Raw genomic sequence first — 18261 nt, 5'->3', positions numbered from 1 at the left:
TCGTGTGCCTATTCAGCCAGCCATTGCCGCAGTGTCTCTTCGGCCTCTTCCCGTTCCTCAAAGGGCTGCTCCTGACTCAGGGCCAGTTCCAGTTCCTGGATGGCCTCCTCAATCCGGCCTTCGCCATAATAGGCCAGGGCCAGGTGATAGCGGAGCACGGGCATATCACCCTGCAGCTGCACCGCCTGCTCAAATTCGTTGCGGGCCAGGCTGTAGGACCCCCGTTTGTAATGCACCCATCCCAGGGTGTCAATGATATGCACGCTATCGGGCGCCTGCTGCCGGGCGATCATCGCCAGGCGAAGCGCCTCGCCCAGGTCCGGATCCTCGCTTTCAGCAATCATCCAGGCCAGGTTGTTGGCGGCCGGGGCAAAGTCGGGTTGGATGTCGAGAATTTTCCGGTAGGCGTCCTTGGCCAGCGCTGTTTCCCCCTGCTGGTCATAGATGCTGGCTAATCCCATGTAGGCGCCGATGGCTCGGGGCTGTTGGCTCAGCAGTTCCTTGTATTCGGCAATGGCCTGCTCGGTTTTGCCCTGCCGATTGAGGATCATCGCGCTCATGGCATACGATTGCGGATTTTCCGGAGCCAGCTCCTGAACTTTTTTAAAGGTCTCAAGGGCCTGATCCGGCTGATTGGCGCGAAGATAAAGATTACCCAACATAACCCACAGACCATCACTCTCCGGGGCCTTGTCGATCTGGGCCCGGGTCATGGTGATGAGCTGATCTGTGTCAGCGCCTTCCTTTTGCGCCATCCGCAGAACAAAACTGAAGGCCCGTTGGTTGCCGGGCTGCAGGGCAAGCAGCTTGGCAAAGGCCTCCTTGGCCTGGTCATCCTGATCCAAGGCCATGTGCGCCAGACCAAGACTGCCAAGGACCTCGACATTATTCGGCACCTTGTCATGCAACTCGCTGAACATGTTCACCGCTGTTTCATATTCACTGGAGAACAGCACCCCCTTGGCCAGGGTGAGCGCGGCCTGGAAATCGCGGGGATTGATCCGCAGGGCCTGGGCCGATTCCTGCTTGGCTGTTTCGAAATCTCCTTCCTGCAGCGCCAGAACACCGGCCAGTGAATGGGCCTTGCTGAAGCCGGGGCTCAACCGGATAGCCTCCTGGACTGATTCCTTGGCCAGTCGTGTCTCCCCGAGGTTGCCGTGGGCCAGGGCCTTGACAAAGTGAAGTTCACCCCATTGCGGATAATCGCGGAGCAGGGCGGCCACTTTTTCCAGCGCCTCGCGATTCTTTCCTTCCCGAACATCGAACTTGGCCTGCACCATCAGGGCGGTGGCATTGCGGGCATTCATGGCCAGAACCTTATCCATTTCCTCCCTGGCCTGGTCAAATCGACCATGATCAAAGTAGAAATTGGCCAGTTGGGCGTGAAAGTCCTCCGGTTCATCAGCAACTTCGATGGCTTCCCGATAGAGTTGTTCGGCCTGTTCAAGCTTACCCTGGCGCGAATAAAAGTTCGCGGCAGCGGTTTTCAGTTGGGCGTTATCGGGATCAATGGTCAGAGCCTGGGACAAATGCGCCTCGGCAGCCTCGATATTGTTCTGCATCAGCTCCAGGTTCACCATCTGCAGCCACGGCTGCGGAGACTCCGGAAACTCCTTGGTCATTGTTTCCAGCGTGGTCCGGGCCATCTCTAGATCCCGACGCTCGAGAAAAAACGCCACCAGACTGGCGTGGTTGCTCATCTTGGTGTTGTCCAGTTCAACAGCCCTGCGCAGGGCCCGTTCCGCATCCGGATACTGCTCTCTGGTATTTAGAATCCGTCCCTTGAGCACCCAGAGCCGATCCTCATCCGGCGCAACGGCCAGGGCCTTGTCAATGGCCTCGATGGCTGCATCGGGGTTGTTGTCGCTCATTTCCAGATTGGCGAGCAGGGCCAGGGCGTCCTTGTTGTCCGGGTCCTGAGCCAGGACGCTTTCGATATTACTCCGGGCTTCGTCCCTGTTTCGTCCCAGCAGCTGGAATTCAGCCGTCTTGATGAGAGCGTCCAGGTTGCTCGGATCCAGGGTGGCCGCTCGTTGCAGCTCAGCAAAGGCCTGGCGAACCTCGCCAGCTTTCAGATAGAGTAGTCCCAGCTGGTAGCGGGCCTCGGCATACCTGGGATCGATCTGAATGGCGTTGCGCAACTCGATGATCGCTTCCCGCTCCTTGTTTTCTTCCAGGTACACCATGGCTCTTTGAAAATGCAGCTCCTTGTCCTTGCCCTCGTCAGAGCAGCCAGTGAGCAGCAGGAGAAGAATGGGGATGAAAAGCGCGGCAAGCAGCAGTGGTCTTCTGAAATGCATGGGGACCCCCGTATTGAAAAGGAATGGACGTGGAAAAAGGAAATTTTTTCACTCCTCTCTTTATAAACCAACTTGTCTCAGTTGAGGAGGGAAAAAGTCAATTATCGGGTACCAGGTGTGATGGAGACCTGAATCCGTGAGCGTTCGTAAGTCCAACCGTCACGGATCCAGATTTCCTTTTGTGGTAGTCAGGGCCACGTTGCGGGTGCATCAGTGAAAATCAATCAGTGCTGCGCTTTTTTTTTGACCTGTCTGCGCGATAAAGGTAGGATAAAACGATGAAATCAGTCGTATCAACGTAGATTGAAAGCAAGGGAGCGATATGAAAGCCTATTTCAAGCCAATGTTGCAGTTTTCTGTTTTTATGATGTTGTTGTCGCTTTTTTTTGTCGTTCCGGTCCCTGGAGCCCAGGCCGCCGAATCAAACCGTGACGTGGCGGTCAGTGACGAGACCAAGGAACAATACCGAATGGAAATCCTCGGCGATCGCGCTCAGATTCCCGTTGACCCCGAGTATGTCATCGGCTATCGGGATATTCTCTATGTGGAGGTCTACGGGGAAGGTTCCATGGCCGTCTCCGCCGGCAGCGCAACAGTGGGGCAGCCGGGTGAAGCGCAGGATTTCATTCGCGGCCGCGGCACAGGCGCCGAGGTGGGCACCGATGGCCGTGTTTCTCTGCGCCACATTGGCGATGTCTACGTTGTCGGCATGACCCTGACCCAGTTGGCTGATTACCTGCAGCGGTTGTATCGCTCGGTATATGGCGATCCCATCATCACCACCTCGCTGGTGCAGAGCAACAGCCGGCAGTACACGGTGATGGGGCAGGTTCGGGGGCCGGGGGTGTTTCATCTCGATTACCCCATAACCGTGGTCAAGGCCATTGCCCGGGCCGGTGGATTCACCGAATGGGCCAATAACAGGGTCACCATCATTCGCCAGGTCAGTGAGCTGGTGCCCGGCGAGGCTGGCGATCAACACCTCGATCAGGGGCAGCGCTTCGATTTTGATTACAGAGATTTCCTCAGGGGCAGAAACATGGAGAGCAACATCCGGCTTGAGCCCGGTGATGTAATTGTCGTCCATTAAGAGGTCATGCCATGTCACAACACTTCCTCCTCATCCCCATGGCCTCCTGCTGCGCACTGCTTGTGGCGTTGTCCGTCACCCCTGCCGCAGCCCGTCAGACCACGGTAAGCGGCACCGCCGGGGTCAGTTATGACCACCAGGAGCGTTCCTATGACGACCAACTGCTGGACGCCAGCGATGACGGCGATCGGCGGAAAATCGGGGTCGAACCAGGCGTTCTCATTGTCTCCCGGGGGCTGTATGATACCTTCAGTTTTCGCTACGCGCCCCTGATCAACCATGATTTCGTCACCGAGAACACCGAGGTCGATCATCGCCTCAGTCTTGTTGCGGACCGCTCGTTGAGCCGTAACTGGTCCCTGTCGCTCAGCAATGATTTTGTCCTCTCCGACGATCCGGGCCGCTCGACCGTATCCGCCATCGCCCCGGATCCCGTCGGACCCGATGAGCAAGCGCCTCCCGTCGGTGAGCAGCCCCTCGGTCCGGAGAGCGACATAACCGACGGCCTGCCAAGTCAACAGGCCCCCCCTGCAGGTGACGACCTCTCCCGCGACCTCAGCGGTCAGCGCTACTGGACCAATACCGCTTCGATCCGTACCTCCGGCGCCCTGGCGGAGCAGACCCGTCTCGGTGGCGGCTACAGCTACACCGTGCTGCGTAATCAGGGCGACAGCTCCGGGTATAACGAATATGACAAGCATGCTTTCACCGCTGATTTTTCCCAGGGATTTGGCCCTTCCTGGCGAACCGACCTGGTTCTTGGCTATGTTTTAGGCCTGTATACCGACGAGGATGCCGACACCGCGGCCTCACCGGATGTCCAGGAATACAATGCCCGGATCGGTCTCGAGCATGTACGCAGTATCCGCGATTCCTTTCCCCTCTCCTATTCCTTCTCCGGCACCGCCTATGATGGCGACACCCGTCGCGACAGTCAGACCCATGCCTGGTCGGCGGGGTGGAACCATGCCTTTGATCCCCAGACCCGGATGGCTATCGCCGGTGGGCCTTCCTACGCCAAGGTGGACGGCCTGGAGGGCGAGTGGGGCTACAACGCCTTCCTGGCCCTGAACAAAAGCTACCAATATACCACCTACGGGCTTGTCTTCAGCAAAGACTATCAAACCCGTAATTTCACCGGCACCGATGAATCCGGGCTCACGGATACCTATTCGCTCCAGGCCACCTGCACCCATCAGTATTCCCAGGCCCTGGCCCTGAACCTGTACGGCCGCTATACCTGGCAATCCTCCCTGGACCCCCAGGGGGCCTTCCGGATAGCCGCCATCGAGGACGAAGGCGGGTTGGCTGCGGAGGATGGCATCGGCGATCTCACCTACGACAAGAACACCTATGAAATCGGTGCCGGCCTCAGCTATTCCTTTGGCCGCTGGTACACGGCCGGGGTGCGGTACAGCTATTATGTTTCCGATGGCGAACTGCCATCAGATCAATACAACGATCATCAGGTGCTTGTTACCCTGAGCGCATCCAGGGAATTCTGGCGCTGGTAAACGGCAATTTCGTCCAACAATCCATCCGCCAAGCGGTTATCGTCCCATGAAGATATCTCCCCTTCGCTGCTTCGTTGTCCTGCTTCTCATTGCCGCTTGCTTTTTTCTTCTCCGCGATGTCACCGGCACCCACCGAACCCCCATCAAGCAATCTCTGGCATATTTCCCCGCCACCCTGGGGGAGTGGCAGGCTGTTGCCTCCCGGCAGTCATCCCAGGCGGTGATCGACATGCTCAAGGTCGATGACTATATCGAATACGATTATGTCGGCCCAGCCGGACCGCCGGTGAATTTTTACGCTGCTTTTTACGAGTCCGTGGGCACCGGCGGTGGTTATCACTCCCCGCGCAACTGCATCCCCGGCGGCGGTTGGGGTATTGATTCCGTACGGACGGTGGAGATTATTCCCGCCGGCAGTTCCGAACCGGTCCGGGTGACCGAAATGATCATCCGCAACCGGAACGAGTATCAAGTGGTGACCTTCTGGTATCAGAACCGGGGCCGCATAATCCATTCCGAATACTGGGAAAAGATCTATCAGGTGCTCGACGCCATCCTCCTCAAGCGGCGGGACGGCACCTTTGTCCGTCTCCTCGCCCCGGCCCCGGAGGGCGATATTGAGGAGGCCGCCGCCACACTGCGCCGATTCGCGGCCCTGGCGATCACGGAACTGGACAACTATCTTCCCGGGAGGTGACACCCATGTCGGCCGATGCGCTCCAACCCCGATTCCGACCCGCTGAGATAGCCTGTCTTCTCCTGGTCCTGGCCGCCCTCATCGGGCTGTATTTTCCGGTGCTGGCCTCCATGGCCCAGGACTGGGCAACCAACGACAACTACTCCCACGGCTATTTCATCCCGCTCATCAGTGCTTATATGATTTTCTCCATGCGGGATGAACTGCACAAAGCGGGTTCCTCTCCCGCCAACTGGGGCCTGCTGGTGCTGCTGCTCGGTCTGGGGCAATTGTATCTTGCCAAGGTCGGCTCGGAATACTTCCTTCAGCGCAGCTCGCTTATCATTGTCCTGCTGGGGGGCACTCTTTTTATCCTGGGCACGGCCGCCACCCGTAAATTGCTGCTGCCCATAGCCTATCTCATCTTCATGGTGCCCCTGCCGGCGATCCTCTGGAACAAAATAGCCTTCCCCATGCAGCTGTTTTCCAGTGCCATTACCGAGGATGTCATTCGCCTGATCGGCATCCCCGTTTTTCGCGAAGGCAATGTCCTCCATCTCGCCCAGACCACCTTGGAGGTAGTGGACGCCTGCTCCGGGCTGCGTTCCCTCACCACCATGTTCGCCCTCAGCGCCGTCCTCGCCTGGTTGAGCGGCTATCCCGCCTGGAAAAAATGGCTGCTCTTTTTCGCCGCCGCCCCCATCGCCATCTTCGCCAATATCGTCCGCCTCACCGGTACCGCCGGCCTGGCCAGCATCTATGGCGAACAGGTGGCCCAGGGCTTCCTCCACGACTTCTCCGGTCTGTTCACTTTCGTGCTGGGCCTGCTGCTGTTGCTGCTGACAAGCAGATTCCTCCGGGGGAAGACCTGAGCAAGTACTTCCATGTCGGCACAACCGCTTGGCAGCAACCTGCCCCTCTTGCACGTTCAGCAACCTGTTGGTATTATTGGCGTAAAAACAAGCATCCTCAGTGCTCCGGTAGGGTGTGCAGGCGTCTTCTTGCCTGCACACGCGGTTTTCAATAAAAGCCAAAAGCAGACTTGACCCCTCGCTTGACCCCTCGCTCACTTTATCGGAGGGTTACGGGCAATGAAGATGGCGTGCGGACGAATGTCCCGAAGGGCAGCTGGTGAAAGTTTTTTTCAAGGGTTTAGCTGCAATTATACTATGCTTACAGCAAGATATATCCTAAACAAGTGTCCAGCCGTCACGGATTCAGGAATTAATCGTGAACAACAGTCAGCTTGCAACCAAGCGCTTTGGTGACCTTGGATATCGTGTCAAATCGTGGACGGCCACCATCGGCAAGTGATTTGTACAGGCTCGCCCTGGTGACTCCGGCTTTTCTGGCTATCTCGGTCATGCCTTTTGCCCTGGCTACCGTGTTGAGCGCATGGACAAATTCTTCCGGGCTGTCTTCGGCGGCGTCCTCGAGAAAAAAAGCTATATCCTCATCGCTCTCGAGATGCTCGGCAACATCAAAATGTTTTGTTTTCAGTTTCATTCATCTTCCTCGGATATTTTCAAGAGTTCCCTGGCTTTTTTTATATCCCGGGATTGCGTTGATTTATCACCACCGGCCAGCAGGATAATAATAGCTCTTCCTTTGACCGTGTAATAAACGCGATATCCAGGCCCGAAAAACAGGCGAAGCTCGAAAAGATTGGCCGCAACGGCCTTACAGTCGCCAAATGAGCCAATAACCAGCTTGTCAACCCGGCGAAGTATACGGGAAAGAGTCTGTCGATTTTTGATACTCGCCAGCCATTTATCAAAATATTCAGTGCTTCGCAATTCGTACTGCATTTAATATTTGTATCCAGGTGGAAACAATTTGTCAAGGAGCGCTGGGGAAAACGTTTCAGCTTGTCCCGTGGATGCTCTTGCAATCTGACAAAAAACTACCATTCATCCAGCGTCATCTTACTGGTTAAAAAAATGATAACTCTGCTCAACAAAATAGTATCCTGCTGCTACCTGCATCTGAAAAAAGCTGGCTTGATCCTGGTTTCCAGTGTTGGATAGTTCTTTAATAATCTTCGTACGTTGGTGGCAGAGGAATTGTAGGGGGTGCCGGCGTCTTTCTGCCTGCTCACGCGGCATCTGCGCTCACGTAACCTCGTCAGTCAATCGGTAACTTGTGCTACGGCCGCCACCGGAGTTCTGTACAAAAATACCTTGTGCTGTCAAATATTGAATATCTCGCAATGCTGTGTCCTTCGAACACTTGACCAGTTTCGCATATTTGGATGTGTTCATTTTTCTCCTGAAATCATCTTCCAACATGCGATTGATGATCAAACGTTGCCGTTCATTGATCGGTATCCTATTGATCCTATTCCAAAGCCGTGCTTTGGACATGATACTGCCGTGCGTCTTCTCGGCACTCGATATCGCTCGGCCTAGACAATCCAAAAACCATTCGAGCCACCCAGTGATTTCCGGCGTGCTGCGTTGTTGTTCCAGTTGGACGTAATAGATTGTACGCTCAATCTCAATTTGCTTAGTCATGCTATAAAAACGATCCGGTATGCCATCGGCTCGCGCCAATGCCATATCGCTGATCGCTCTGGCAATACGACCATTACATGTAGTGAATAGTGCAATGGAGATATCCCGCGTGGGCAGGAAACAAATTTAGGGGAATTTGGGGTCGGAATTCAGGGTCGAGTTTGCTTTTGGCTTTGTAACAGTTCATCGATCGCACCAGATCGCCGATGCTGCTTCTTACGGTTGGCTGCAACTGGCTGGCCAGACCGGAGGCCTTGCTCGCCAGGTCAAGGGCGAGATCTTCCAGTTTGCGTTCTCCGTCAGGCGGCAGCATGGGCTCCATTACCCCTATGCCTTCCGTGGTTTCCACCTGAATCCGTGACTGTTGGGTTCTTGTTTTGGACATATTTGTCTGCAATCAGGTTTAAAGCGAGGAGGAATTTTTCACGATCCGCCTTGACCAGCCGCCCTTCGGGGCGTCCGTCCGCACGCCATCTTTATTGCCCGTAACCATCTGATAAAGTTTACTTTAATCGAACGGCCACGAACAACAAAGCTGACGCACGGATGAACGCTCACGGATCCAGGATTTTTAAATGTGAAAACCATCCCCTAGCCCATTACGACGAGGTCGAAAAGTAACGCTCACCTCGATGTTTCCATCAAGTTTTTCGAGTATCATGATCATCCGATCAAGCGTAAACCGGCCAAGCCGCGCATTGCGAATGCGAGAAAACTCTGAGTGACCGACTCCCGTCAGTTTCTCAGCTTCGCGGGTTGATAGCCCTTGTTTATCAAGAACGCGAATGATTTCAGCCGCTAGGATAGCGCGTGTTTGCTTGACACTTGCGTTAGGCCTGTCAAAGTCCTGAAAAACATTGCCGCTACCGCGTACAAGTTCAAAATCGTCTTTATTCATTGCAGTGCCTCCTTCAATCTCTTCAAACGTTCGCGGATAGTGTCAACATCCATCTGGGGTGTTTTTATGCCTGTTTTAGATTTCTTCTGAAAAGCATGGATCACCCAAACATCCGTTCCAATTTTAACCGCATAAATCAAACGGAAAGCGTCTCCCCGATGCTTGAGGGCAATTTCAAAAACGCCGCCATCAATCCCTTTAAATGGTTTAGCCTTGTCGGATTTGGTGCCCTCGGCTGCAATCGTAAGGGCGCTAAGCATGTTTTCTTGTACAGCTTCTGGAAACTCTTCGAAGTCTCGCCTAGCTGCCTTGATCCACGAAATCGGACGTGTATTTCTCATTTTACCTCAAAACTTACCGGCCATTTACCCTGTAAATGGTGACACATATGTCAACACATTGCAAGGAGATTCCTCGCCCTTTTCTTGTTTCCCCGCGCCCATCATTTTGTCTAATGTTTGGGATGGAAAAAGGGTCAAGTCTGCTTTTGGTTCTATTGAAAACCGCGTGGGCAAGCAAAAAGACGCCTAGAGCTGCTGGACTTATAGTAAAATAAATATTATAATTTTTTAAAATTCCTTGGCAATTTCTAACTTAAAACGCTTGCAGAAGTGAATAGTTGGATGAGGAAAAGAGAAACATACGGAGTCTAATGCTCCATGTTTTTTTATTGAGTCATGCAAGGAGTGAGAACAATGGGTACGTGCAGATGACAATGCACTAAAGAATTTCCTCAAGCAGGCCCTCATGGAAGCACTAGAAGAGAAAAAGGACGTAGTGCGTGATCTCCTGATGGAGGCCATGGAAGATAGGGCCTTAATCCATGCCATCCAGCAGGGCCAGCGCACGAAAATTCCTATGATCACAAAATTCAGTTGGGCTGAGTAATATCAAGTGGTTATCGGACACTCGCATGCTATACTTAATTACTGCCGTCTACAGTTTCCACTGTACTCATGCTGCCTTGTCGAGATGAAGGATCTGCTTAACACACCGAAAACAAATCAAATAACTCGGAAAGATCCCCGGTGCATACCAACACGGGGGGAGTTGCTCGCAAGGCATTTTTATGATAAAGTATTGCACGAAAGCGAGCTTTTCGGATCTTTATGCAATACTTTATCAAGGGGTCCCCATGCCGTCCGATCCGATGCCGCCAACGCAGTGCCTTGCCTCTTTGTTTACCCAACAATCCTGCTGGATGATCGAACCGCTTGCCGCCGAGTTGGGGTACTCGGTGCCATCGGCGCGGCGGTTTTTATGCGAAGCCGGATACTACAGCTCTTTCACGCACAATGGCCGCTGGTACACTCTGCGGTCGATCCCGCGATTCAACCGCGACGGTCTTTGGTTCCACGATCGCATCGGTTTTTCGCGGGCCGGCAGTTTGACCGCCACCATTATCCATTTGGTTACGCGCAGTCCAGGGGGGATGACCGCTCAACAACTGGGCGAAAAACTCCACAATCGGTGTCATTCGGTGCTGGTGCAGTTATGGCGGCAGGGCAAACTCGAGCGCCGCAAATCCGGACGCCTTCATGTGTACCTCGCTGTCGATCCACCCGTTCAATCCGGTCAACTGCTCGTCCTGGCCAACGAGGATCATCCCGCCGCCCCATTGCCGGCGGAGATAGCGGTCTTTATTCTGGCCGAGGTTATCCGCCATCCCGAGTTCAACTTCGAGCAATTGGCCAAGGTCGTGGGACGCCGCCAAAGAATTTCCCTCAAGGCAACGCAAGTCGAAGCGCTTTTCGCTTTGCACGGTTTAAAAAAAACGACCCAGCCTGCTGCGCCATTGCCGTAGGGGCCTTGAAATACTGGCAGGAGCAAACGGTGCGTGAGATCGCCCCTGCGGTGTTGTTTCCACGACCGCCGGTGCTTCGTTTTGCGCCGGCGGATACGTGCCAGCAACAGAATTGACCCTCCGGTAACAAAATGCGGTTGATACTGAGTGACAGTGCATATAAATCTAGGTATGATTTTATCATACTCACCACAGGGAGCTCAACCATGCAAAAAGAAAATGCGGAAAGGGTCACGATCACGCTGCCGCCCGACATGCTCGCTACGATTAAGGACAAGGTGCAATCCGGAGCCTACGGATCGACAAGCGAGGTTATCAGGGAAGCCTTGCGCTGTTGGGAAAAGCAACAAGAGGAGCACGCGACGCGGATTGCGCTCATTCGCAGTCGCCTGACAGCCTCGGCGCAAAGCGGCAATCCTGTGCCGGTTGAAGATGCCTTCAAAGCTATCGAGCGGATGCACCAACAGCGAATGAAACTGGCGGTTAATGAAAAAATATGATGTGTATCTGATGCCGGATGCTGTCAACGACCTCGAGGCCATCTACGGTTTTATTGCGGACAAAAGCGGTTTCCCTGAACGGGCATGGGCATACATCGAAAAGCTCCGCCAGAAATGTTATGAATTGGAAACCGCTCCTCTTCGGGGGCACCGTCGCGACGATCTCATGGAGTATTTAAGGGTCGCGCCTATCGATAAAAAAGCGGTGGCGGCCTTCATCGTGGATGAAGCAAGACAGGCCGTCGTTATTCTCAATATCTTTTATGGGGGCAGAGATTATGAAGCCCTCTTGATGGAATTTCTTCAAGGCACCCACAAAGTAGGGAAATAATTTGCCAAAAGCGGCCAGACCATGGTCGCCATCAGCAGCATTGACTCGCCCCCTTGTTCTGACCCAATCAGCTTACAAAAAGAGGAGATTATAATGAAAGCAGAATTTACCGCCATAATTGAGCCGGCACCTGAAGGTGGCTTTTGGGCTATTTGCCCGGAAGTGCCAGGCGCAAATGGGCAGGGCGAAACAATAGAGGATGCGAAAAATAATCTTCGAGAGGCTATAGAGTTACTTTTAGAAGACCGAAAGGCTGACATTATTCGCGGACTTCCAGACGATGCTATCCAAGATACAGTGATGGTAGGATGAAGCGTCGAGATTTGGACAGAAGATTGAGAATAGCGGGTTGCTACCTGAAACGAGAAGGCGCTTCACATGCACTTTGGATAAATCCGAAGAACGGTGCGATTGAAACTGTTCCTCGGCATAACGAAATAAAAGAACCCTTAGCAAAGAAAATTTTGAAGAATCTCAACGCAGAATAAATAAAAGATACTTTGTCTGATTCTGTCCGGAAAGAGAAAGTTGTAACGTGGGCAAACGGCCGTATCGTTTGCCCACGCGAAATCTCAATTAAAGCCAAAAGCATACTTGACTTCTTTTTTTGTCCTTTTTTTGATCTTACAATCTTCTAGGCCTGACCCTCTTTTTTGCTACGCTCATCAGTGCTTATATGATTTTCTCCATGCGGGATGAACTGCACAAAGCGGGTTCCTCTCCCGCCAACTGGGGCCTGCTGGTGCTGCTGCTCGGTCTGGGGCAATTGTATCTTGCCAAGGTCGGCTCGGAATATTTCCTTCAACGCAGCTCGCTTATCATTGTCCTGCTGGGGGGCACTCTTTTTATCCTGGGCACGGCCGCCACCCGCAAGTTACTGCTGCCCATAGCCTATCTCATCTTCATGGTGCCCCTGCCGGCGATCCTCTGGAACAAAATAGCCTTTCCCATGCAGCTGTTTTCCAGTGCCATTACCGAGGATGTCATCCGCCTGATCGGCATCCCCGTCTTTCGCGAAGGCAATGTCCTCCATCTTGCTCAGACCACCTTGGAGGTAGTGGACGCCTGCTCCGGGCTGCGTTCCCTCACCACCATGTTCGCCCTCAGTGCCGTCCTTGCCTGGTTGAGCGGCTATCCCGCCTGGAAAAAATGGCTGCTCTTTTTCGCCGCCGCCCCCATCGCCATCTTCGCCAATATCGTCCGCCTCACCGGCACCGCCGGCCTGGCCAGCATCTATGGCGAGCAGGTGGCCCAGGGCTTCCTCCATGACTTCTCCGGTCTGTTCACTTTCGTGCTGGGCCTGCTGCTGTTGCTGCTGACAAGCAGACTCCTCCGGGGGAAGACCTGAGCAAGTACTTCCATGTCGGCACAACCGCTTGGCAGCAACCTGCCCCTCTTGCACGTTCAGCAACCTGTAGGTATTATTGACGTAACAAGAAACATTCACAGTGCTCCGGTAGGGTGTGCAGGCGTCTTTTTGGCCTGCACACGCGGTTTTCAATAAAAGCCAAAAGCAGACTTGACCCCATTTCTGACCCCCTTTCTTCGACCCTATGGCCGGGATCGTCCGGAATATGCACCTCTCTTTTAGGTTGCAAAAAAGTATAAAAAATATACCTTAAAAGCATGAAGTTCGAATTTGATTCCCAAAAAAGCGAAAGCAACAAACACAAGCACGGGGTCGATTTTGTTGAAGCGCAGAGCCTGTGGGATGACTTGGACCTGCTTGAAATCCCTGCCAAGACGGTTGAAGACGAAGGGCGTTGCCTTGTGATAGGAAAGATCGGTGGAAAATATTGGTCAGCGGTTATTACGTATCGAGGCGACACTGTCAGGATCATTTCAGCGCGCCGGTCGCGCGAGAAAGAGGTGGAGTATTATGAAAGCTCAGGAATTTGATGCAAAATTCGAAGCTGGCGAAGATATAACCAGTGAATTGGATTTTTCCAAAGCTCGCCGTGTGAACCAAGAAAGCAAGCGGGTGAATATCGATTTTCCCTCATGGGTAGTCGATGGCCTTGATAAGCAGGCTAAGCGTTTAGGAATTTCCCGCCAAGCACTTGTCAAAGTATGGATTGCAGAGAAGCTGAAAGAGGTCCATTGACCTGTTTTCCTGTTGCTGCTTGGCGGCGACAAATCCACCCAGTAAAATGACTGGACAAAGCATTCCGGCGCTACGTCGCAAGGGACCAGCAGGAACGTTTCGCATTGGGATCAAACTCGTAATGCTCCCCATTAATATATTGATCTTCAACACCGCAGGGTATATATTAATAATATATATAAAAGGAGGGCGCGATATGGAAACCGCTAAACTTTTTCAAAATGGAAATTCACAGGCTGTACGACTCCCAAAAAAATTCAAAATGCCTGGGAATATGGTAAAAATATCTCAACGGGGCAACCAAATCATTCTGGAGCCGCTGGAAACAACATGGGATTCGTTATTTGAGTCACTTGCCGATTTTCCTGAGGATTTCTTGGCAAGCGGACGAGAACAGCCGGATATGCAAAAGAGAGATTCTTTTTGATACACTCCTGGATCCGTGAGCGTTTGTCCGTGCGTCAGCTTCGTTGTTCGTGACCGTTCGATTAAAGTAAACATTATCGGACGGTTACGGGCAATGAAGATGGCGTGCGGACGAACGCCCCGAAGGGCGGCGGGTGACGAGATATTGCAAAGAAAATCGCCGCATTTGTAACCTATTGACAGTGAAATGTACTCCAAACAAGACTCCAGCCGTCACGGATTCAGGACGCTATCTGCTTGCTACCAACATCTGTATCTATCTTATTAAAAAACGACCACCGGAAGTCCTTGAACAATTCAGGCAACACTCACCGCAAAACGTTGCCATCTCTACCATCACGCTCTTCGAGCTTGAGTATGGAGCACAAAAAAGCCAACAGATCCAACGGACTCTGGATGCCCTTGCCAGGTTTCTCCTGCCACTTACCCTCCTTGACATAGACCGTCGTGCCGCTGCCGACGCTGCGGTCATTCGGGCTGATCTTGAAAAAAAAGGCACTCCCATCGGGCCCTACGACCTCCTTATCGCGGGGCTGGCGAGATCACGGGATATAACTTTGGTGACCAATAATACCAAGGAATTTGCCAGAATTGACAATCTGCGCCTGGAAAATTGGATTCAATCCTGAAAAAAGGGTAACCATTCGACACCGAAGGAGTTTGGTAGGGTGTGCAAACGGCTGTATCGTTTGCGCACGCGGATTCTATTCAAGCCAGTTTTCCACTGTTAACCCCGGAACACGGGAAAAATCTCCAACATTCGCGGAAACGAGGATCAGGTCGAGCGACCGGGCGTGGGCCGCAATGAGCAAGTCATTGGGACCTATGGGAGTACCCGCCGTTTCTAATGTGGCACGAATCTGGGCATAATGAAAATCTGTATCGACATCCAAGGCAAGGACATCAAGGACCGTGAGCAATTCTTCAACTCGCGCACCAAGGACTGCAGATTTTTTTTTCTCCGCTCCAAAACGTAATTCACAAGCCACAACAATGCTTGTGCACACCGTATTTTCACCCTTTTCAGCAATCCGCCGGGCAACACTACCGGCCGGATGGCGTAGCAGATTGGAGAGGATATTGGTATCCAAAAGATAGGTAAAATCTACCATTTCACAACTCGATATCATCCAATGGCAATAACTCTGCATCAACATCAGGGAAAGTTTCAGGCAAAGGCTGCCAGCTGGCTATGACCTTCAACAGGGAACGATGTTGAACAGGTTCGATAATCAATTTGTTTCCTTCTTTGCGTATCACCGCCTCATCTCCCGGCAATTCATACTCACGGGGTATACGCAGCGCCTGGTTTCTCCCATTCTTGAAAAGCTTGACGTGTCTTTCGGTTTGCATGATTTCCTCCATCTCAAAAGCATTGGCCTTGGCATATGTTATTAATAATGTGGACCGCCTGGTGGAAAGAGGCAAGGGTAGATTGTAGCGCCAGCCTGGATCTGTGAGTTTGTAGTTGTAGGGGGTGCCGGCGTCTTTCTGCCTGCTCACGCGGCATCTGCGCTCACGTAACCTCGTCAGTCAATCGGTAACTTGTGCTACGGCCGCCACCGGAGTTCTGTACAAAAATACCTTGTGCTGTCAAATATTGAATATCTCGCAATGCTGTGTCCTTCGAACACTTGACCAGTTTAGCATATTTGGATGTGTTCATTTTTCCCTTGAAATCATCTTCCAGCATGCGATTGATGATCAAACGTTGCCGCTCATTGATCGGTATTCTATTGATCCTGTTCCAAAGCCGTGCTTTGAACATGATACTGCCGTGCGTCTTCTCGGCACTCGATATCGCTCGGCCTAGACAATCCAAAAACCATTCGAGCCACCCAGTGATTTCCGGCGTGCTGCGTTGTTGTTGTTCCAGTTGGACGTAATAGATTGTACGCTCAATCTCAATTTGCTTAGTCATGCTATAAAAACGATCCGGTATGCCATCGGCTCGCGCCAATGCCATATCGCTGATCGCTCTGGCAATACGACCATTGCCGTCTTCAAAGGGATGGAGAGTCACAAACCAGAGATGGGCAATGGCGGACTTAATCACCGGATCAATAGTACCCTGCTTGTCAAACCACTCTAAGAAAACCGCCATCTCATGTTCCAGCCTCTCGGCACTCGGTGCTTCGAAATGGACTTTTTCTCGGCCTATTGGGCCTGAAACAACCTGCATGGGGCCGGCGCCACTTGGGCGCCAGTCACCGACTGTAATACGGCGCATACCACTATGTCCAGTTGGAAACAGTGCTGCGTGCCAGCCGCAAAACCGCTCTTTGGTCAGAGGTTTTGCAAACAACTGTGTAGCATCGAGCATCATTTCGACAATGCTTTCGACATCACGGCCGGCAGGGACAAGACCTGCGATATCAAGGCCGAGACGGCGGGCAATGGATGAACGTACCTCGAGTATGTCCAGGTGTTCACCCTCAATGGCCGACGATTTCACTACATCATTGGTCAGCGTGCTGAGGCTTGCTTCGCGCTTAAGTTCAAAACCAAGCCCCTCCATGCGGCCGAGTAATCTGCCTTGTCGATGGCGAATGTCGGCAAGCTTGAGCGCCAGTGCACCAGCTTCCCAGGTGAAGTGTGGCCAGTTTTGATGGTTGTGTATCCACATATTAATCACCGCATTATTTAAGGTGATTATAGATGCTTTTCGCCGCAAGAGCAAAGCAAAATTCCGTATTATTGAGGCAAATAGTTGCTGCCATTGATTTTTGCCAATTGGTTTTCTACAATGGCAAGAAATGATACGTTCATCGGGTTCAAGCAAAAGGCTGCATGGTGACTGCACCGCAGCCTGCTCGTCCGTAGAGGGTGCACTGAGAAATCACCGGCTATTGTGAACGTATGGCCCGCAACGTCGTTTCAGATCTAATCAAAAAAGGCTATTTTAAGTCCAGTACTCCCGTGCTCCGCTCACGCTGGCTTTTCCGAATGATGCAGTCGAAAGATAGTTTCCGAGATTATACCCTGGCGTATGATCATCTATTTCGGCCGTACACTGTCAGCCTGATCGTCCATGGATAGAGTGCTGGCGAACGGTTACCTGGTTCTCAGGTCAGATGATCTTTTGCCTGGACCCGGCAAGTGGTTGTAGTGGTTGTAGGGTGTGCAGGCGTCTTTTTGCCTGCACACGCAGTTTTCAATAAAAGCCAAAAGCAGACTTGACCCCTCTTTTGTCCTTTTTTTTAATAAATTCACGGAAAGAAGCGATAGATTTTTCTACGGTGCAAGAATCTGACAAAAGTGATCAGGTCGTTTTCGATGGTTAGGCCAAGACGATAATCGCCGATCCGGATCCGATGGTACCGGCCCTCGGCCTTCAGCTGTTTGAGATTAGTCACTTCAATGATAGTTTCAGCTTGTTCGACCTGTTCGATAGCCTTTTGAACCTGCTGGAGAAGGTTTTGATTCCTCCTTTGATTGCGCAGGTCTTTGGCGAAGCTCTTGGTGAACCGAACCTTCATGAAGTCCTTTGGACTCCTTGTAAGATCTCGAAAATTTCATCTCTATCGGCCTCACCGGAGCTTTCCCCTTCCTCGATGGCATGGATTAAGGCCGTATCTTCCATGGCCTCCATCAGGAGATCACGCACTACGTCCTTATTCTCTTCTAGTACTTCCATGAGGGCCTGCTTGAGGAGATTCTTTAGTGTATTGTCATCTGCCAGCGTACCCATTGTTCTCACTCCTTGCATGACTCAATAAAAAAACATGGAGCTTTAGACTCCGTATGTTTCTCTTTTCCTCACCCAACTAATCACTTCGGCAAGCGTTTGAAGTTGGTAATTGCCAAGGAATTATCAAAAAGTATAATATTTATTTTACTATAAGTCCAGCAGCTCTAGGCGTCCTTTGCCTTCCTACGCGGAATCCAGGCTCGCATCGACGACCAGTCGTGATCAAAGGTGAGATTGGCGATTTTATTGGGTACAAGGTTTTCCTGGCGATCCACAAAATAAAAATCTGTGTCCTTTCGGTAAGCCTGCCATGAAGAGGCAATGCAGTTCGGTTACAATCGGTCCTTCATTTTAATTCATGGAGGATTGCCGATGAAAAACTCTCCCACACTTTCCCAGTTATCCATCACCGAG

At 52.2% G+C, this 18261-nt stretch carries 26 protein-coding genes and 1 pseudogene; 15 read left to right on the top strand and 12 right to left on the bottom strand.

The features are described from left to right. Nucleotides 1-8 precede the first annotated feature (8 nt). A complete protein-coding gene (locus JWG43_RS13870; RefSeq protein ID WP_205243543.1) occupies nucleotides 9-2300 on the bottom strand; it encodes a tetratricopeptide repeat protein in 2292 nt (763 codons plus the stop codon). Nucleotides 2301-2622: 322 nt separating this feature from the next. On the opposite strand from JWG43_RS13870, the gene JWG43_RS13865 reads away from it, so the two are divergent. From JWG43_RS13865 to xrtA, 4 genes are read left to right on the top strand one after another with little or no spacing between them, the layout of a single operon-like run. After that, on the top strand, nucleotides 2623-3390 hold the full coding sequence (locus JWG43_RS13865) for a polysaccharide biosynthesis/export family protein (RefSeq protein ID WP_205243542.1): 768 nt from the start codon (nucleotides 2623-2625) through the stop codon (nucleotides 3388-3390). 11 nt (nucleotides 3391-3401) lie between these two features. Beyond that, nucleotides 3402-4904 (top strand): hypothetical protein, encoded by a 1503-nt coding sequence (locus JWG43_RS13860; protein WP_205243541.1) that lies wholly within the window; start codon nucleotides 3402-3404, stop codon nucleotides 4902-4904. A gap of 46 nt (nucleotides 4905-4950) precedes the next feature. Then, nucleotides 4951-5601 carry an exosortase C-terminal domain/associated protein EpsI gene (locus tag JWG43_RS13855; RefSeq protein WP_205243540.1) on the top strand — a complete coding sequence of 217 codons (651 nt, stop codon included), beginning with the start codon at nucleotides 4951-4953 and terminating at the stop codon, nucleotides 5599-5601. Nucleotides 5602-5606: 5 nt separating this feature from the next. Then, the gene (gene xrtA / locus JWG43_RS13850) at nucleotides 5607-6452 is read left to right on the top strand and encodes an exosortase A (RefSeq protein ID WP_205243539.1); all 846 of its coding nucleotides are present in this window, start codon (nucleotides 5607-5609) and stop codon (nucleotides 6450-6452) included. A gap of 352 nt (nucleotides 6453-6804) precedes the next feature. Here xrtA and JWG43_RS13845 read toward each other — a convergent pair whose 3' ends face one another. The 6 genes from JWG43_RS13845 to JWG43_RS13820 form a co-directional block, all read right to left on the bottom strand. After that, nucleotides 6805-7086 carry an addiction module antidote protein gene (locus JWG43_RS13845; RefSeq protein ID WP_205243538.1) on the bottom strand — a complete coding sequence of 94 codons (282 nt, stop codon included), beginning with the start codon at nucleotides 7084-7086 and terminating at the stop codon, nucleotides 6805-6807. Further along, entirely contained in the window at nucleotides 7083-7388 is a 306-nt protein-coding gene (locus JWG43_RS13840) for a type II toxin-antitoxin system RelE/ParE family toxin (protein WP_205243537.1), read from the bottom strand. The genes JWG43_RS13845 and JWG43_RS13840 overlap by 4 nt, the downstream gene beginning before the upstream one ends. Nucleotides 7389-7691: 303 nt before the next feature. Beyond that, nucleotides 7692-8138 (bottom strand): Fic family protein, encoded by a 447-nt coding sequence (locus JWG43_RS13835; protein WP_205243536.1) that lies wholly within the window; start codon nucleotides 8136-8138, stop codon nucleotides 7692-7694. A 28-nt stretch (nucleotides 8139-8166) separates the two neighbouring features. After that, nucleotides 8167-8478, bottom strand: a complete 312-nt coding sequence (locus tag JWG43_RS13830; RefSeq protein WP_205243535.1) for a hypothetical protein — start codon at nucleotides 8476-8478, stop codon at nucleotides 8167-8169. A gap of 186 nt (nucleotides 8479-8664) precedes the next feature. Then, the gene (locus JWG43_RS13825) at nucleotides 8665-8991 is read right to left on the bottom strand and encodes a helix-turn-helix domain-containing protein (RefSeq protein ID WP_205243534.1); all 327 of its coding nucleotides are present in this window, start codon (nucleotides 8989-8991) and stop codon (nucleotides 8665-8667) included. Next, entirely contained in the window at nucleotides 8988-9332 is a 345-nt protein-coding gene (locus JWG43_RS13820) for a type II toxin-antitoxin system RelE/ParE family toxin (RefSeq protein WP_205243533.1), read from the bottom strand. Before JWG43_RS13820 ends, JWG43_RS13825 begins: the two co-directional genes overlap by 4 nt. 376 nt (nucleotides 9333-9708) lie before the next feature. Here JWG43_RS13820 and JWG43_RS13815 point away from each other — a divergent pair. The 11 genes and pseudogenes from JWG43_RS13815 to vapC all read left to right on the top strand — a co-directional run. Further along, a pseudogene (locus JWG43_RS13815) lies at nucleotides 9709-9879 on the top strand (hypothetical protein); the annotation flags it as partial. A gap of 247 nt (nucleotides 9880-10126) precedes the next feature. Beyond that, entirely contained in the window at nucleotides 10127-10795 is a 669-nt protein-coding gene (locus tag JWG43_RS13810) for a hypothetical protein (RefSeq protein ID WP_240193593.1), read from the top strand. A gap of 206 nt (nucleotides 10796-11001) precedes the next feature. Continuing rightward, complete coding sequence (locus JWG43_RS13805) at nucleotides 11002-11295, top strand: type II toxin-antitoxin system ParD family antitoxin (RefSeq protein ID WP_205243531.1); 294 nt, start codon at nucleotides 11002-11004, stop codon at nucleotides 11293-11295. Next, nucleotides 11282-11626, top strand: a complete 345-nt coding sequence (locus JWG43_RS13800; RefSeq protein ID WP_205243530.1) for a type II toxin-antitoxin system RelE/ParE family toxin — start codon at nucleotides 11282-11284, stop codon at nucleotides 11624-11626. Before JWG43_RS13805 ends, JWG43_RS13800 begins: the two co-directional genes overlap by 14 nt. A gap of 93 nt (nucleotides 11627-11719) precedes the next feature. Next, nucleotides 11720-11938, top strand: a complete 219-nt coding sequence (locus JWG43_RS13795) for a type II toxin-antitoxin system HicB family antitoxin (protein ID WP_205243529.1) — start codon at nucleotides 11720-11722, stop codon at nucleotides 11936-11938. After that, nucleotides 11935-12114 carry a type II toxin-antitoxin system HicA family toxin gene (locus JWG43_RS13790; RefSeq protein ID WP_205243528.1) on the top strand — a complete coding sequence of 60 codons (180 nt, stop codon included), beginning with the start codon at nucleotides 11935-11937 and terminating at the stop codon, nucleotides 12112-12114. The genes JWG43_RS13795 and JWG43_RS13790 overlap by 4 nt, the downstream gene beginning before the upstream one ends. A 152-nt stretch (nucleotides 12115-12266) precedes the next feature. Continuing rightward, complete coding sequence (locus tag JWG43_RS13785; RefSeq protein WP_371925199.1) at nucleotides 12267-12974, top strand: exosortase/archaeosortase family protein; 708 nt, start codon at nucleotides 12267-12269, stop codon at nucleotides 12972-12974. A gap of 278 nt (nucleotides 12975-13252) precedes the next feature. Then, nucleotides 13253-13525: a BrnT family toxin gene (locus JWG43_RS13780; protein ID WP_205243526.1), complete on the top strand. Its 273-nt coding sequence runs from the start codon at nucleotides 13253-13255 to the stop codon at nucleotides 13523-13525. Beyond that, entirely contained in the window at nucleotides 13506-13730 is a 225-nt protein-coding gene (gene brnA, locus JWG43_RS13775; RefSeq protein WP_205243525.1) for a type II toxin-antitoxin system BrnA family antitoxin, read from the top strand. The genes JWG43_RS13780 and brnA overlap by 20 nt, the downstream gene beginning before the upstream one ends. A 196-nt stretch (nucleotides 13731-13926) precedes the next feature. Then, the gene (vapB, locus tag JWG43_RS13770; protein WP_205243524.1) at nucleotides 13927-14157 is read left to right on the top strand and encodes a type II toxin-antitoxin system antitoxin VapB; all 231 of its coding nucleotides are present in this window, start codon (nucleotides 13927-13929) and stop codon (nucleotides 14155-14157) included. Between the two features lie 181 nt (nucleotides 14158-14338). Beyond that, entirely contained in the window at nucleotides 14339-14785 is a 447-nt protein-coding gene (gene vapC / locus JWG43_RS13765) for a type II toxin-antitoxin system tRNA(fMet)-specific endonuclease VapC (RefSeq protein ID WP_205243523.1), read from the top strand. Between the two features lie 75 nt (nucleotides 14786-14860). On the opposite strand, the gene JWG43_RS13760 is transcribed toward vapC, so the two are convergent. From JWG43_RS13760 to JWG43_RS13740, 5 genes are all read right to left on the bottom strand, one after another. After that, on the bottom strand, nucleotides 14861-15268 hold the full coding sequence (locus JWG43_RS13760) for a type II toxin-antitoxin system VapC family toxin (RefSeq protein WP_205243522.1): 408 nt from the start codon (nucleotides 15266-15268) through the stop codon (nucleotides 14861-14863). Between the two features lies 1 nt (nucleotide 15269). After that, the gene (locus tag JWG43_RS20270; protein WP_240193598.1) at nucleotides 15270-15509 is read right to left on the bottom strand and encodes an antitoxin; all 240 of its coding nucleotides are present in this window, start codon (nucleotides 15507-15509) and stop codon (nucleotides 15270-15272) included. A gap of 163 nt (nucleotides 15510-15672) precedes the next feature. Beyond that, on the bottom strand, nucleotides 15673-16782 hold the full coding sequence (locus tag JWG43_RS13750) for a Fic family protein (RefSeq protein ID WP_371925198.1): 1110 nt from the start codon (nucleotides 16780-16782) through the stop codon (nucleotides 15673-15675). A 583-nt stretch (nucleotides 16783-17365) separates the two neighbouring features. After that, nucleotides 17366-17635, bottom strand: coding sequence for a type II toxin-antitoxin system RelE family toxin (locus JWG43_RS13745; protein ID WP_205243519.1), 270 nt, complete (start codon nucleotides 17633-17635; stop codon nucleotides 17366-17368). After that, nucleotides 17632-17847, bottom strand: coding sequence for a hypothetical protein (locus JWG43_RS13740; protein WP_205243518.1), 216 nt, complete (start codon nucleotides 17845-17847; stop codon nucleotides 17632-17634). The genes JWG43_RS13745 and JWG43_RS13740 overlap by 4 nt, the downstream gene beginning before the upstream one ends. Nucleotides 17848-18261 lie beyond the last annotated feature (414 nt).

The sequence above is a fragment of the Desulfobulbus alkaliphilus genome (assembly GCF_016918545.1).
Classification (GTDB): domain Bacteria; phylum Desulfobacterota; class Desulfobulbia; order Desulfobulbales; family Desulfobulbaceae; genus Desulfobulbus; species Desulfobulbus alkaliphilus.
The sequence above is the reverse complement of the archived record's forward strand: the minus strand, read 5'-3'. Positions and strand labels throughout refer to the sequence as shown.